Origin of the sequence: Campylobacter sp. (genome assembly GCF_030528245.1) — a bacterium.
In the GTDB taxonomy this organism is placed as follows: domain Bacteria; phylum Campylobacterota; class Campylobacteria; order Campylobacterales; family Campylobacteraceae; genus Campylobacter_D.
On the sequence record NZ_JAUMZG010000034.1, the window covers coordinates 1 to 14284 of the forward strand.

At 47.5% G+C, this 14284-nt stretch carries 12 protein-coding genes; 5 read left to right on the plus strand and 7 right to left on the minus strand.

The features are described from left to right. Window positions 1–305 precede the first annotated feature (305 nt). Entirely contained in the window at window positions 306–1646 is a 1341-nt protein-coding gene (gene radA, locus Q4A73_RS06180; protein ID WP_303206582.1) for a DNA repair protein RadA, read from the plus strand. A 161-nt stretch (window positions 1647–1807) separates the two neighbouring features. Here radA and Q4A73_RS06185 read toward each other — a convergent pair whose 3' ends face one another. After that, window positions 1808–2161 carry a hypothetical protein gene (locus Q4A73_RS06185; protein WP_303206583.1) on the minus strand — a complete coding sequence of 118 codons (354 nt, stop codon included), beginning with the start codon at window positions 2159–2161 and terminating at the stop codon, window positions 1808–1810. Continuing rightward, a complete protein-coding gene (locus tag Q4A73_RS06190) occupies window positions 2151–4379 on the minus strand; it encodes a hypothetical protein (RefSeq protein WP_303206584.1) in 2229 nt (742 codons plus the stop codon). Before Q4A73_RS06190 ends, Q4A73_RS06185 begins: the two co-directional genes overlap by 11 nt. 109 nt (window positions 4380–4488) lie before the next feature. Here Q4A73_RS06190 and Q4A73_RS06195 point away from each other — a divergent pair, with 109 nt between their 5' ends. Next, window positions 4489–5169, plus strand: a complete 681-nt coding sequence (locus tag Q4A73_RS06195; RefSeq protein WP_303206585.1) for a F0F1 ATP synthase subunit A — start codon at window positions 4489–4491, stop codon at window positions 5167–5169. Here Q4A73_RS06195 and metF read toward each other — a convergent pair. The 5 genes from metF to luxS all read right to left on the minus strand — a co-directional run bounded on the left by metF (window position 5166) and on the right by luxS (window position 10737). Then, window positions 5166–6002: a methylenetetrahydrofolate reductase [NAD(P)H] gene (gene metF, locus Q4A73_RS06200; protein WP_303206586.1), complete on the minus strand. Its 837-nt coding sequence runs from the start codon at window positions 6000–6002 to the stop codon at window positions 5166–5168. The genes Q4A73_RS06195 and metF overlap by 4 nt on opposite strands. Window positions 6003–6010: 8 nt before the next feature. After that, on the minus strand, window positions 6011–8281 hold the full coding sequence (gene metE, locus Q4A73_RS06205; RefSeq protein ID WP_303206587.1) for a 5-methyltetrahydropteroyltriglutamate--homocysteine S-methyltransferase: 2271 nt from the start codon (window positions 8279–8281) through the stop codon (window positions 6011–6013). A 14-nt stretch (window positions 8282–8295) separates the two neighbouring features. Continuing rightward, a complete protein-coding gene (locus Q4A73_RS06210; RefSeq protein WP_303206588.1) occupies window positions 8296–9072 on the minus strand; it encodes a MetQ/NlpA family ABC transporter substrate-binding protein in 777 nt (258 codons plus the stop codon). 11 nt (window positions 9073–9083) lie between these two features. Next, window positions 9084–10070 (minus strand): isopenicillin N synthase family oxygenase, encoded by a 987-nt coding sequence (locus Q4A73_RS06215; protein ID WP_303206589.1) that lies wholly within the window; start codon window positions 10068–10070, stop codon window positions 9084–9086. 169 nt (window positions 10071–10239) lie between these two features. Further along, complete coding sequence (luxS, locus tag Q4A73_RS06220; protein ID WP_303206590.1) at window positions 10240–10737, minus strand: S-ribosylhomocysteine lyase; 498 nt, start codon at window positions 10735–10737, stop codon at window positions 10240–10242. Window positions 10738–10862: 125 nt separating this feature from the next. Here luxS and gatB point away from each other — a divergent pair, with 125 nt between their 5' ends. From gatB to Q4A73_RS06235, 3 genes are read left to right on the plus strand one after another with little or no spacing between them, the layout of a single operon-like run. Beyond that, window positions 10863–12281 carry an Asp-tRNA(Asn)/Glu-tRNA(Gln) amidotransferase subunit GatB gene (gatB, locus tag Q4A73_RS06225; RefSeq protein WP_303206591.1) on the plus strand — a complete coding sequence of 473 codons (1419 nt, stop codon included), beginning with the start codon at window positions 10863–10865 and terminating at the stop codon, window positions 12279–12281. A gap of 23 nt (window positions 12282–12304) precedes the next feature. Beyond that, complete coding sequence (gene hemE / locus Q4A73_RS06230) at window positions 12305–13327, plus strand: uroporphyrinogen decarboxylase (RefSeq protein ID WP_303206592.1); 1023 nt, start codon at window positions 12305–12307, stop codon at window positions 13325–13327. Then, the gene (locus Q4A73_RS06235) at window positions 13324–14235 is read left to right on the plus strand and encodes a radical SAM protein (RefSeq protein ID WP_303206593.1); all 912 of its coding nucleotides are present in this window, start codon (window positions 13324–13326) and stop codon (window positions 14233–14235) included. Before hemE ends, Q4A73_RS06235 begins: the two co-directional genes overlap by 4 nt. Window positions 14236–14284: the final 49 nt, after the last annotated feature.

Consider the following 14284-nt stretch of genomic DNA (forward strand, 5'->3'; position numbering starts at 1 on the left):
TAAAAAGCCCTTTTTAAAGTCAAAGGGGTTAAAATATCGCAAAATTATCAAAGGAAAATTGTGAAAACTCTAAACCTTACCCTTAAATTTCTTAGCGCTTTCAATCCAACCCTCACAAATTCTAGCGTCTTAAATCTCACCTTCTCAGCTTGCAGCGAGGGTATATCTTTCCGCCAGAAAATTCCTCTCGCCCAAAACTTCCTCTCAGCGAGGTTCTGTCCTTCCGCCAGAAAATTTCTCCCCTTCAAAAACTTCCCTCTCGCTCAAACTTTCCCCCGAAATTTCTAGCATGAGCGAGGTCAAAAATGGCGAAAAATAAAATTCTCTTTGAATGCCAGCATTGTGGTAATCAGCAGGCAAAATGGCTAGGCAAATGCCCAGAGTGTGGGGCGTGGGATAGCTTTTTAGAATTAAAAAAAGAGCAAATTCAAGTCCTGAAAGAAAGCGCCAAACACACCCATAAAGCCAGTGAGGCGGTTTGCATTTCTGAGGTGGAGCTTGAGAGTTTGAGCCGTAAAAGCACGGGCGATGCGGAGCTTGATTTGGTTTTGGGCGGAGGGCTTGTTGAGGGGTCATTAATCCTCATCGGTGGTAGTCCGGGCGTGGGAAAATCAACGCTTTTACTTAAAATTGCTGCCAATTTAGCACAAGAAAATTCCGCCGTGCTTTATGTGAGTGGGGAGGAGAGCAAGAGCCAGATCAAGCTCAGGGCTGACAGGCTTGGAGCTGATGCGGCTGAGCTTTTTCTCCTCACTGAGCTTTGCCTTGAAAATATCCTAGCCGAGCTTGAAAAGCGTCCCTACAATGTCCTCATTATCGATTCCATTCAAACCCTTTATAGTGAGAAAATCGCCTCCGCCGCAGGTTCTATAACGCAGGTGCGTGAAATCACTTTTGAGCTTATGCGCGTGAGCAAGCAGCGTAATGTGAGCGTTTTTATCATCGGGCATATCACTAAGGAGGGCGCGATCGCTGGGCCTCGGGTTTTGGAGCATATGGTGGATGTGGTGCTTTATTTTGAAGGCGATGCGACTAAGGAAATTCGCCTACTGCGCGGCTTTAAAAACCGCTTTGGTAACACGAGCGAGGTGGGGATTTTTGAGATGAGTCCGCGTGGGCTTGTGAGCGCGAAGGATTTGGCCGGGCGCTTTTTCAGGCGGGCAAGCAAGGGCGCGGGAAGTGCGCTTTGCGTGGTGATGGAGGGCAGTCGTGCCCTGGTGCTAGAAATCGAGGCTTTGGTGTGCGAGAGTGCTTACCCCAAGCGCTCGGCCACAGGCTATGAGCGCAACCGCCTCGATATGCTTTTGGCGCTTTTGGAGAGGAAGCTTGAGCTTCCGCTGGGGCGTTATGATGTCTTCATCAATGTCAGTGGCGGGGTGCGGGTGAGTGAGACGGCGGCGGATTTGGCGGTGGTCGCGGCCATCGTTTCTAGCTTTAAAAATCGCCCCTTGAGCAGGGAGTGCGTTTTCATCGGTGAGCTTGGGCTAAGCGGCGAGCTGCGGGAGGTTTTTAGTCTGGACGCGCGACTTAGGGAGGCTAAGATGCAAAAATTTAAAAACGCCATCGTCCCGAGCAAACCTCTGGAGGATGTGGGGCCAAAGTGCTTCGTGGCAAAAGAGCTTTCTCAGGTTTTGGAGTGGATGTAGGGGAATTCTCGGCGCTTTGAGGCAGGGCGAGAGTGGCGAAGCGGCGGAGGAAAGTGTAGGCGGTGTGCAGCGAGAAGAGTGGCGAAGCGTGAGGGGCCTTGGCGAGCGCAGACTCAGCGCAAGAGACTCAGCGAGGGCAAACCGCAGGGGCCGGGGGTCCATCACTCTCGCAAAAAGCCATAATCATAAATTTTAGGCTTGATTTTTTTCGCTAGATCCAAAAGGCAGTTATTCAGCTCGCTTAAAAGCTCCTTGTAGCGCTCATCCTGGCACTTTGCTGGGGGGTTCATCTTGCCTGTTTTGCTCCGGCCCTGAAAGAATTCCTTGATCTCATAAAGGCTAGCGTTAGCATTGTAGGGTGCGTGAAAAAAGCGCTCTTTCTCAAGCCCGTGATAGTAGGCAAAAAGCGCCCGCCCGGCCTCAAAAACGGCCCCCGCCTCGGGGCTAAATTCTAGCGGCCCCTTTGGCTCAAATTGCCACTGGGGAAATTGGGCCCCTGGCTCTTCATCGGGCAAAAGTTCTTTTGGCTTTGGCGGCGGCTTTTTGAAGTTTTATCTTCCCCGCTAAAAATTCACGCATAAATTCAGACTTAAAGCTCTCTTTGGCGCCCACTTCATCGCTAGAAAAGGGGATGAGGTGGTTGGTGCCATCTGCGGCGGAGACGATGCGGTTTTGCTTGTGAAAGAGTGCAAAGGCGAGGCAGTCGTGCTGGAATTCTTTGTCCTTTACCCACGCGTCATTTGGCCACAAAAACTGCTCGCGATCATTGATCCACGAGGCCGGGATGGCGTGGCGGATGGCGAAAGAAATGCAAATTTGCAGGAGATTACGCGCGCTAAAATAGATATTAACCCCGCCTGAGGGTGGTCTTGGTTTTTCTGCGTTTTCTATAAATGTACTATTTTGGTGCTGAAAGTCATTGCCTTTAGCTGCAAAATATCCCAAAATTTTTTCATCTTTTTCGAGAGTGATTTTTCCAAAAGATGAGAGGAATTTTGCATCAATATAGCAATTCTTAACCCCCAAAGCCTGATTTGCCCGGCTAAAGACATCAAGCCTGATGCACTCTTGCATGGCTTCATTCGCGCCAAGATCCCACACCATAAAGCCTATAGGGAAGGCCCCGCGGACATTGTCAAAGGTATCGGCTGGCACGAGGAAGCCGCGTAAAAATTGCGCCCGAAAATGGGCCCGAAATTTTGCAAAATTCGCCCCTTGCACAATTTTCAACTTTGAAAATTGTGCAAGGATACAGCCTGGAATTTCTTCATGCATCCTAAAGAAAAACTGCGCAAAAAGCTCATTGCTAGCCTTGCCCATTTGCGTTTTATAGCGCTCGTAGGTGGAGTTTTGGGTGCTTACCCCGCCCTTGTGCTTGACTCCCGCATCGTGCGTTTTGTTTTTATTTCCTGCCTCGGCGTAGGGGGGGTTGATGAGGATGATGAGCTTTTTGCGCCTTTGCTCATCGCGCAGGATGTCGATGAGGGGGCGGGGGAGGGTGGTGCTTTCGGGCTTGAAATTTTTGCAATTAAAGCACTGGTTTGCATACTTTTTAGGATCGCTATGCAGGCTGCAAGGCAGGGGGTCGTTTAAAAAGTCAAATTTAAAAATGTGATTTTCCTTTAAATTTGCCCCATCTCCTGCAAGCTTGCGCCTAGTCTGCATGGCACCCACATCGCCCTCGTCGCAGGTGGAGGCGAAGATGTTTTTATTTTTTAGCCCTGAGAGGAGGTTGCCCGTGCCAGCGGCAGGATCCCACAAATCATAATGCTCCCACCAGTCCTCGCCTAAGGCCTGAGCGATGTATTGATGTGCTTTGACGACCCATTGTGGCGGGGTGAAGAAGGCCCCCTTCCTCTCGCGCAAATCCTTAGGCAAAAGCAGATCGCGCCTTTTGATGAGAGTGTCCCAAATTTTCTCATCGGGCGGCCTTTTATAGCGGCGCCAAAAGGCCTTGTGGGCAGCTTGCTTGTCGGTGAATCGGAGCGTTTTGGCCTCCTCGCCAAAAAGGGAATCTTTTTTGATGTCGTATTTGTAATGATCGCTTTGCAAGAGGACGAAGAGCTTTTTTGCTAAGGTTTGGTTTTTTTCGGAGAGTAGATCGGCTAGGAAAAAGTCCGCATCAACGATACGGTAGGCTTTTAAGGCATCCCAGTCCCTCACTGCTATGGAATTTCGCACATTCGCAAGCCATTTTTCATACACTTCGACCAGATTGTCCTCGGTGATTTCTAACCTCCCGCCGCTGCCTTGAAAATTTGAAGCGATGAAGTGCTTGAGCTCTTTTTCGTCCTTGCTGAAGGAGTAGCTGAGCCTTTCTTGGTTTAAAATTTCGTTGATGAGGCCCTGCATTTGGGCGAATTCCTTGCTGCAATGATCGCTAGCGCGGACATTCCAATTAAAATCGCTTTGGGTGAAGATGAAGCGGATTTTTGGAAAGGGGATGAAGACGATCTCCTCGCAGTTGAGCGCGGCTAGGAATTTTGGACTTGGGAGCTTTTTTGCCTTACCCACGGTGAGGATGAGCTGGATGAGGGAGAGGGTGTTGTCGGCGTGGCCCTTTTTGGCCTCGATGAAGCAGTAGTAATCGCGAAAAAGCGGATCCCCTTTGGACGCTACGATGAGGTCGACGTTAGAATTTAGATCATCGCTTGTGTCAAAGGCGGCGAAAAAATCTTTTGCGATCTTGTTGATGAGGGTGGCTTCGCTGATTTTGGAGCTATAGCTTGGCATGGTCGTCCTTAAAATTTTTTGCGATTATAGCTTTTTGTAAGAAACAATAAGCTAGAATTTTGGATTAATTTAAAAAATTTTTAAGGAAAACGATGGAAGGAAGGAAACGATGAAAGATTTGTTTTTATTCAGTGATTTTATAGACGCTAGCCATACCTTTTCTTATTTTTTTCATCTGGGCTTGGTGGCTTTGATGGCCGTCATCATCGCCAAATTTTCGACGCACTCCATGCAGCTTGTGCCGCGGGGGATGCAAAATTTAGGCGAGGCCTTTTTGGAGGGCGTTTTATCCATGGGCAGGGATACCATGGGCGATGAGAGGGCAGCGCGGCGGTATTTGCCCCTGGTGGCGACCTTGGGGATTGTGGTGTTTTTCAGTAATGTCATCGGCATTATACCCGGCTTTCACTCGCCGAGCGCTAGTTTGAATTTAACGCTTTCTTTGGCCTTGATCGTCTTTGTTTATTATCATTTTGAGGGCATACGCACTCAGGGCCTTGTGAAATATTTTGCGCATTTTATGGGGCCGGTGAAAATTCTAGCGCCGCTAATGTTTCCCATCGAAGTCGTCTCGCATATCTCGCGGGTGATTTCGCTTTCTTTTCGTCTCTTTGGCAATATCAAGGGCGATGATTTATTTTTGGCGGTGATCTTAGCCCTAGTGCCCTATATCGCGCCACTTCCTGCCTATGTGCTCTTGACCTTCATGGCCTTTTTGCAGGCCTTCATTTTTATGATTTTGACCTATGTTTATTTGGCGGGCGCGACCATCGTGAGCGAGGGGCATTAGTCTCTTAGCACTTCTTTGACGCCCTCGTAAATTTTCACAGCTGCTTCTGTTTTGTTCATGGTGTAGAGGTGGATGCCCTCCACTCCCGCGGCGATTAAGTCTATGATTTGCTCGCTTGCGTAGGCTATGGAGGCTTGGGTGAGGGCACTTTGATTGTGCTCGTAGCGATCGAGGATTTTTGCGAATTTGGGCGGGATCTTCGCCCCGCACATGGAGCTGATTTTTTCCACCTGTCTTTTGCTAGTGATGGGCATGATGCCAGCATACACGGGCGCCTCAATGCCCGCTAGCGCTATCCTTTCTTTAAAGCGGTAGAAATCTTCATTATCGTAGAAAAGCTGCGTGATGAACTTTTTTGCCCCTGCTTGGACCTTTAATTTGAGATGATTTATATCGCTTAAGACATCTTTGGACTCGGTGTGGGTTTCGGGATAGCAAGCGGCGTAAATTTCAAACTCCCCCTCAGTTTTGATGAAAGAAATCAAATCGCTCGCATAGTGAAAATCCGCACTTTTCTCCACGCCCCCGCACAGATCTCCCCTCAGGGCGAGGATGTTGCGCAGTTTTCTTGCCTTGCATTCTGTTAAGATGGCCTGAATTTTTTCCCTGCTTGAGTGGATGCAGGGCAGGTGAACGATGCTTGGGATGTGATAGAGATCTTGTATGAGGCTGGCCACTTCTAAAGTTTTTGTCGAGTTCACACTGCCTCCCGCGCCGAAGGTAACACTGATGAAGGCTGGGCTTAGCGTTTTTAAAATTTCTAAAATTTCGTTCAAATTGTCAAGATTTTGCTCATAACGCGGCGGAAAAACTTCAAAAGAAAGGCTGCACATCTTTTTTCCTACAAATTTTCACGCACCTGCTGCGTGGCCTTGACTAAATTTTTAAGTGAGGCGACGACCTCTTTGTAAGCCCTTGTTTTAAGGCCGCAATCGGGATTGATCCACACCTGCTCTCGGGGCAATTTTTGGAGGATTTTTTCCATCGTTTGCACAAGCTCCTCCACGCTTGGAATTCTTGGACTGTGGATGTCATAAACGCCAGGACCGACCTGGGTTTGAAAATGTATGGCTTTGAGCGTGTCTAGGAGCTCCAAATTGGAACGACTGGCCTCAAAAGAAATGACATCCGCATCCAGTGCGTCGATTTCTTTTAAAATGTCGCTAAATTCGCTATAGCACATGTGAGTGTGGATCTGCGTGGTGCTTTTGACCCCGCTGTGGACGAGATTGAAAGCGGGGATAGCCCAGTCCAAATACTCGCTATGCCAGTCGCTTTTTCTAAGGGGTAGCTTCTCCCTCAGGGCGGCCTCGTCGATTTGTATGATTTTAATGCCAGCCGCTTCAAGATCCAAAACCTCATCCCTGATGGCTAGGGCGATTTGCTCGGTGCTTTCCTTGAGGGAAATGTCCTCTCTGGGGAAGGACCAGTTGAGTATGGTAACAGGCCCTGTGAGCATGCCCTTGACTATCTTGGAGCTTTGGCTTTGGGCGTATTGACTCCAAGAAACGGTGATGGGCTTTAGTCTGGAGACATCTCCCCAAATGATAGGGGGCTTGACGCATCTTGTGCCGTAGCTTTGCACCCAGCCATTTTGCGTGAATAAAAAGCCCTGTAAATTCTCGCCAAAATACTCAACCATGTCATTTCTTTCAAATTCGCCATGCACCAAGACATCCAGCCCGATTTCCTCTTGAATTTGGATGCATTCTTTGATTTTGCCTTGGTTGAATTCTGTGTAATTTTCAGCGGTGATCTTAGACTGTTTGAAGGCTAGGCGCGTAGAGCGCACATCCGCACTCTGAGGAAATGAGCCTATGGTCGTAGTCGGCAATGGGGGCAAATTTAAAAGCGCATTTTGCTCCCTAATGCGCTCCTCAAAAGCAGGCAAGCGCACAAAGTCCTCTTTTTTCAAATTTTGTAGTCTTTTTTGCACGGCCGCATCCGAGCGTGAAGGAGTATTTTCAAAAAGGGCAATATTGGCTTTAAAAAGTGGGTGAGATTTTGGATCATCGCTACTGAGTATGATTTTTAGCTCCTTGAGCTCTTGTAGCTTTTCCTCAGCAAAGGCAAAAAATTTAAGATAAGAATCTTCAAGCTTGCTTTCAAATTTGACGCTATAGGGAGAGTGCAAGAGCGAACAAGATGTGTTGAGGACGATGTTTGAGGCGTGTTGGCGTATTTTTTCAACGAGCTCTAAGCTTTTGCTGTAGTTGTTTTTGTAAATATTTTTGCCATTGATAAGGCCTGCAAAGAGTGTTTTTTCATCGCTAAATCCGTGCGCTTTGAGTAAATTTAAGCTTTCCTTGCCCTCGACAAAATCAAGCCCCAAGCCGTCAAATTTGCTCCCCAAAAGGGAGGGGTAAAGATCCCTCAAGTCGCCAAAATAGCTCTGCAGCAAAATTTTTGTCCCGCCCTTATGGCTTAAAATTTCCTCGTAAAACTCCTCAAACAAAGCGATCTCTTTAGCATCCAGGTCATAAACCAAATAAGGCTCGTCAAACTGCACCCACTCCACGCCCAGCTCGTTGAGCCTTTGTAAAAGCGCGGTGTAGGCCTCTGCTAGCTTGCTCTGGGCTAAATTTTTGCTTTTTTCATCCTTAAAATGAACCAGCTTAAACAGCGTGAAAACGCCTATCAAAACGGGCTTGGTTTCGATGCCCTGCTCCTTTGCTTCTTGATATTCTTTAAAAATTTTATCGCCAACCAGGGCTATCTTGTCCGCATCATCGCATTCTGGGACGAGATAGTGGTAATTGGTATTGAACCACTTTTTCATCGCTAGGGCTACCACATCGCCTTTTTCTCCCTGATAGCCCCTAGCTTGGGCAAAATACTCATCCAGTGGGCTTAAATTGAGGCGTTTGTATTTTGAGGGGACGATGTTAAAGAGCGTGGCGGCATCTAGGACATTGTCATAAAAGGAGAAGTCATTGCTCGGGATGAAATCAATCCCCGCAGCCTTGATGCTCTGCCAATGTTTGATTCTTAAATTCCTAGCTATTTCTAAAAGCTCATTTTGATCGATTTCGTTTTTAAAATACTTCTCAGTGCCAAATTTTAGCTCCCTGTTGGCCCCTATCCTTGGGTAAGAAATGATCGAATTTTTCATAATTTTCCTTTGCATTAAAATGTAGGGATTAAAGCACCCTTGAACTTTTCTTCTATGAAGGCTTTCACTTCGGGACTTTTGAGGACCTCGAGCAAGGCCTTAATTTTCGGCAAATTTTCATTGCCCTCTTTCACGGCGATGATGTTGCCATATTCGCTAAATTTGCTCTCTGTGTAAAGAGAATCTTTAACAGGATTCAAGCCGCCTAAAATCGACATGTTGGAATTGATAACCGCAAAATCCACATCACTCAAGGCTCTGGTTTGATGAGCGTCCTTAAGCTCGATAAAGCGTAAATTTCTAGGATTATCAAGGATGTCTCTTGGGGTTACTAGCTCGCTATCTTTGAGGGTGATCAAACCCGCGCTCGCGATGATTCTTAGGGCACGAGCTTCGTTTGTTGGGTTGTTGGGTATGGAGATCGTGGCTTGATCCTTGGGGTCAAATTTTTTATGCTTACTGGAATAAATTCCCATAGGTTCGATGTGTATCGAGCCAACGCTCACAATGTGCGTCCCCCTGCTTTCGTTGAATTCCTTCAAGTAGGGTAGGTGTTGAAAATAATTCGCATCCAGCTCGCCCTCCTCGACCATGACATTAGGGATGACGCCATCGTTGAACTCAAAAATTTTCAGCTCATAACCCTTTTCTTTGAGCTTGGGCTTGATGAAGCGCAAAATATCCGCGTGAGGGACTATGGAAGAGCCTATTTTTATGAGATTGTCTTGATTGGCTGTCAAGATAGAGCTTGCAAAAAGCGCTGTGAGTAAAATTTTTAACAAAAATCGCATTTTAAATCCTTTCAAGCAAAGCTGAATTTTTCTATCAAATCGCTGTGGTGGATGCTGGCCACATCGGGGTGGGAGCGAATCATTCTTTTAAAATAATTGCTCGCGACGTTTCTTAAAAGCGGATTTTTAGGGTCAGTGTCCACGCCGCCTGCCTTAAATTCTGGCGCCAGTTTGAAAATAGGGATGTCCTTATCAAGCTGAACGCCCAAAAAATAGGCGATGCTAAAGCGCTCTGCGGCGCCCAAATTGACACGATGCACCGTAGCCTTCAAATAGCCATTGGTCGCAAGCTCCAAAAATTCGCCGATATTGACCACCACACTGCCCTCAAGAGGCTCGATCCCGACCCATTTGCCATTTATGAAGGCCTCGAGTCCGCTTTGCTCCTCTTGGAGGACGAAGGTTATCAAACCCCCGTCTTTATGAGGGCCGACGCCCTGAGTGTTGCCCTCGAATCGCTTGGGATAATGGATGATTTTGCAATGCTGGTAAGAATGCTCGCCATAAAGCTTGTCAAAGGCGTCATTGGGAAGTTTGAGCGCCTCTGCAAAGGCTCGCAAAAGCTTAAGGCAGGCATTTTGAACCTGCTCGTGCCAAAGCGTGAAACTGCTTTTAAGCTCAGGCACTTGCTCGGGCCAAAGATTAGGACCCTCAAGCCTCTGCCACAAGGGGGAATTCAAATCCCACTTAAGCGCCTGCCTTTCGGTGCTGATGTCTATTTGCTCTCTGTAGTCCCTTTCCCCAGCGGTGTATTCAAAACCTTCGCTAGTGTAGCCTCTAAACTGGGGAGATTTTTTCATGGAGATGAGTTCTTTGACATCTTTTGGCAGGGCGAAAAAACGCTTGCTGTGCTTGAATAAATTTTTGTTGAGCTCCTCTTCAATGCCGTGATCCACAAGGTAAAAAAAACCTAGATCCGAGACAAAATTTCTTAAATTTTTGAGGAAGGCATCCTTGTCATTTTCGTAATCGCTGAGTTTGAGTATGGGTAAATTCATAAAAGTTCCTTTAAAAATTGATGGTAAAAATTTTTAAGGATTAAGGAAGCATAAAACATTATATTTCCCTATCCACCAAGCCTTTGGAAATATAATGTCAGTCCAAAGGATGTGCTAGTTACGCATTGGGCACATCAGTTTCATCGTCATTCTCCTTTGTCGAAATCAATCAAGCAAAATTTTTAAGCTTCAAAAGCTCATTATCCATCACGCCGATACTGGCGTCCAAAACCTTGCGTGCGATAGCCTGAGCCTCATCCAGAGAATGCAGCTTACAAGTGCCACACTGGTAAATATTAAGCTCAGGTATGTCCTCCTGACTGGACACCCTCAAAACATCCTTCATTGAATTTTCCCAGGCCTTAGCCACGGTATCCTCATCGGGAGTGCCTATCAGGCTCATGTAAAAGCCTGTCCTGCAGCCCATAGGCGAAATGTCAATAATCTCAACCGTGCTAGAATTCAAATGCTCCCGCATAAAGCCAGCAAAAAGATGCTCCAGAGTGTGGGTTCCCTTCTCGCTCATCAGGTCCTTGTTGGGGATGCAAAAACGCAGGTCAAAAACGCTAATATCATCGCCCTTTGGAGTCTTCATCGTCTTGGCTAACCGCACAGCAGGCGCTGGCATCTTGGTATGATCCACCTTAAAACTATCAAGCAGTGGCATTTTTTGTCCTTTTCATCTAAATTTTTGCAGCCGATTATAATACACTTTGAGTTAATGTTTGAGCTTTATAATGTCAAAAAATGAAAATTTAACATTTCAAAATTCGATCTTAAAAGGAAATTCTAATGTTTGAGGTTGTCATCGGGCTTGAGGTTCACACCCAACTCAACACAAAAACGAAGATTTTTTGCTCCTGCGCGACATCCTTTGGCGAGGCCGCAAATACCAATGTTTGCCCCACTTGCCTTGCCCTGCCTGGCGCCCTTCCGGTGCTCAACGAAGAAGCGGTCAAAAAAGCCGTCTGTTTTGGCAGGGCCATCCATGCTAGGATCAATAAAAAAAGCGTTTTCAATCGCAAAAATTATTTCTATCCCGACCTGCCTAAGGCTTATCAAATTTCGCAGTTTGACATCCCCATCGTAGAGGGGGGTGAGCTTTTCATCACCATCGGCGGCGAAAATAAGCGCATAGGCATCACAAGGGCACATTTGGAGGAGGATGCGGGTAAAAATATGCACGAGGGTGAAATTTCAAAGGTAGATTTAAACCGTGCAGGCACGCCGCTGCTTGAGATTGTGAGTGAGCCTGAGCTTAGAAGTAGCGATGAGGCTGTGGCTTACCTCAAAAAACTCCACGCCATCATAAGATTTTTGGACATTTCGGATGCGAACATGCAGGAGGGCAGCTTTCGCTGCGATGCGAATGTAAGCATCCGTCCAAGGGGCGATGATAGGCTTTATACGCGGGTGGAGATCAAAAATCTCAACTCTTTCCGCTTCATCCAAAAGGCCATCGATTATGAGGTTCAAAGACAGAGCGAGGCATGGGAGGATGGCACTTATGAGCGTGAGGTGGTGCAGGAGACGCGTCTTTTTGACACGAGCAAGCTCATCACGCGCTCGATGCGGGGCAAGGAGGAGGCGGCTGAGTATCGATATTTCCCGGATCCCGACCTCTTGCCCGTTTTGCTAAAAGATGAATTTTTAAGTCCAAAAATCCCCGAGCTACCCGATGAAAAAAAAGAGCGTTTTGTGAAGGAATTTGGCATCAAAGAAAGCGATGCTGAGGTGCTGATAAGCTCGCTTGAGATGAGCCGTTTTTTTGAAAATTTGCTGGCAAAAAATTTAAATCCCAAGCTTTGCGTTACTTGGCTCACAACGGAGCTTATGGGGCTTTTGAAGGGGGAGGTTGGCATTGAAAATTCCCCCGTGAGCGCCGACAAACTGGCAAAGCTCATTGCGCGCATCGAGGATGGCACCATCTCAGGCAAGGCTGGCAAGGAGGTTTTGGCCTTTGTTTTTGAAAGTCCCGAATTTGACATCGATGCGGCGATAGAAAAGCTGGGCCTAAAGCAGATCAGCGATGATGGGGCGATCGAGGTCATCATCGATGAAATTTTAGCCGCAAATGCCGACAAAGTCGCCGAATATAAAGGCGGCAAAGATAAGCTTTTTGGCTTTTTCGTCGGGCAGGTGATGAAGGCTGGCAAGGGCGCGTTCAATCCCAACAAGGTCAATGAAATTTTGAAAAACAAACTCTCCTAAAGCACTAAATTTTAAGGAAAACGATGATTTTTATCGATGCTTGCTTGAAAAAACCCACGCCCCACACCCCCGTTTGGATCATGCGTCAAGCCGGACGCTACCTGCCAGAATACAGAGCCCTAAGGGCGGCGGCTGGGGACTTTCTTGCGCTTTGTAGGGATTATAAAAGGGCCAGCGAGGTGAGTTTGCAGCCTGTGGAAATTTTGGGCGTGGATGCGGCGATCATTTTCTCCGACATCTTGGTTGTGCCTTTAGAAATGGGGCTTCCTTTGCGTTTTGAGAGGGGTGAGGGGCCGGTGTTTGAAAGGGTGCTTGAAAATGAGCGGGATTTGGACGCTTTGGACGCCTCAGGGGCGCTTGAGAGGCTGGGCTATGTTTATGATGCCCTAGCCCTCACTCGCGATAAGCTTCCCAAAGATAAAGCTCTCATAGGCTTTTGCGGCAGTCCTTGGACCCTGGCGACCTATATGATTGAGGGGCGGGGGAGTAAAACTTACGCGAAAAGTAAAAAATTGCTTTACGAAAGGCCTGAATTTTTGCATCAAATTTTACAAAAGCTCACCGAGGTTTTGAAGGGGTACTTGGAGGAGCAGATTAAGGCGGGAGCGGATGCGGTGCAGATTTTTGACAGCTGGGCGGCGGCCCTGGAGGCGGAGGCTTTTTTTGAATTTTCTTTCGCTTACATGCGCGAAATTTCAGCCCATATCAAGGCCAAATATCCGCACATCCCCGTCATCCTTTTTCCAAAGGGCGTGAGCGGGTATTTGGACGGGATTGGGGGGGAATTTGATGTTTTTGGCGTGGATTGGAGCACGCCCCTAGCCCTTGCGAGGGACAAGCTTTCTGCGCGCTTTGTGCTGCAGGGGAATATGGAGCCTTGTCGGCTTTATGATAAAAAGGCGATCGAGCGGGGCGTGAGGGAAATTTTAGAAGTGATGAGGGGCAGGGGGCATATTTTCAACCTCGGTCATGGGATTTTACCCGACATTCCTGTGGAAAATGCGAAATTTTTTGTTTCTTTGGTGCGGGAGCTTTCAAGGCGGTGAAAATCATCTTTGGTCCTGTGAATTCAAGGCGCTTTGGGCTTTCTTTGGGCGTGGATTTGAGTGCGGGGGGGAAGCAGTGTAATTTTGACTGCGTTTATTGTGAGCTCCGCGCAGCAAAGCCTGTGAGGGAGCAGAAAAATGTCGTGGCTGTGGGTGAAATTTTAGCAGAGCTTGAGGACTATCTTGAAAGGGGTGTGGCGTTTGATATTTTGACCCTGACGGCTAATGGCGAACCGAGCCTTTATCCTCATTTGAAGGAGCTCATCCTAGCCCTAAAAAACAGGGTGAGGGATAAAAAAATCCTCATCCTCAGTAACGGAACGGCGGTTTTGGACGCGGATAAATTTGAGGCGCTTTTGGAGCTTGATGTGGTGAAATTCAGCCTTGATAGCGCGATAGAAAGGACCTTTTTTCGCATCGATAGGGCTTTGAGGGGCATTGATTTGAATTTGATGGTGGAAAAAATGGCCGAATTTGGGCAAAAATTTCGTGGGGAGCTTGTGATGGAGGTTCTCGTGGTGGCGGGGCTCAATGATAAGGAAGAGGAATTTTTAGCCCTCAATGAGGCCCTGAGAAAGATCGCGCCCCTGAGGGTGGATCTTAGCACGCTCGATCGTCCCCCGGCCTATGCTGTGAGGGCCGTGAGTGAGGAGAGGCTTGTGGAGCTTTCTTGGCTGATAGATAGCGTGCCTGTGTTGATTTCAAGGCGCCAGTATGGTGGGCGGAGGCTTCGTTTTAGCGAGGAGGAGCTTTTGAAAATGCTCGCCCTGCGTCCTCAAAGCGAGATGGACGTGGAGGCGAGCTTTGATGCGGACTCCAAGCGGATTTTAAGCAAACTTTTAGCTCAGGGCAGGGTGAGGACTGTGAGCCTAGCGGGAGTACGTTTTTATGGGGCTTATTTGGGGTAAAAAACAGATTCAAATAATCTACAAAAAACTATAAATATATATTAATTAT

Coding starts and splice junctions, on each gene's coding strand:
- radA (WP_303206582.1), top strand. CDS start 306: ATGGCGAAAAATAAAATTCTCTTTGAATGCCAGCATTGTGGTAATCAG.
- Q4A73_RS06190 (WP_303206584.1), bottom strand. CDS start 4,379: ATGCCAAGCTATAGCTCCAAAATCAGCGAAGCCACCCTCATCAACAAG.
- Q4A73_RS06195 (WP_303206585.1), top strand. CDS start 4,489: ATGAAAGATTTGTTTTTATTCAGTGATTTTATAGACGCTAGCCATACC.
- metF (WP_303206586.1), bottom strand. CDS start 6,002: ATGTGCAGCCTTTCTTTTGAAGTTTTTCCGCCGCGTTATGAGCAAAAT.
- metE (WP_303206587.1), bottom strand. CDS start 8,281: ATGAAAAATTCGATCATTTCTTACCCAAGGATAGGGGCCAACAGGGAG.
- Q4A73_RS06210 (WP_303206588.1), bottom strand. CDS start 9,072: ATGCGATTTTTGTTAAAAATTTTACTCACAGCGCTTTTTGCAAGCTCT.
- Q4A73_RS06215 (WP_303206589.1), bottom strand. CDS start 10,070: ATGAATTTACCCATACTCAAACTCAGCGATTACGAAAATGACAAGGAT.
- luxS (WP_303206590.1), bottom strand. CDS start 10,737: ATGCCACTGCTTGATAGTTTTAAGGTGGATCATACCAAGATGCCAGCG.
- gatB (WP_303206591.1), top strand. CDS start 10,863: ATGTTTGAGGTTGTCATCGGGCTTGAGGTTCACACCCAACTCAACACA.
- hemE (WP_303206592.1), top strand. CDS start 12,305: ATGATTTTTATCGATGCTTGCTTGAAAAAACCCACGCCCCACACCCCC.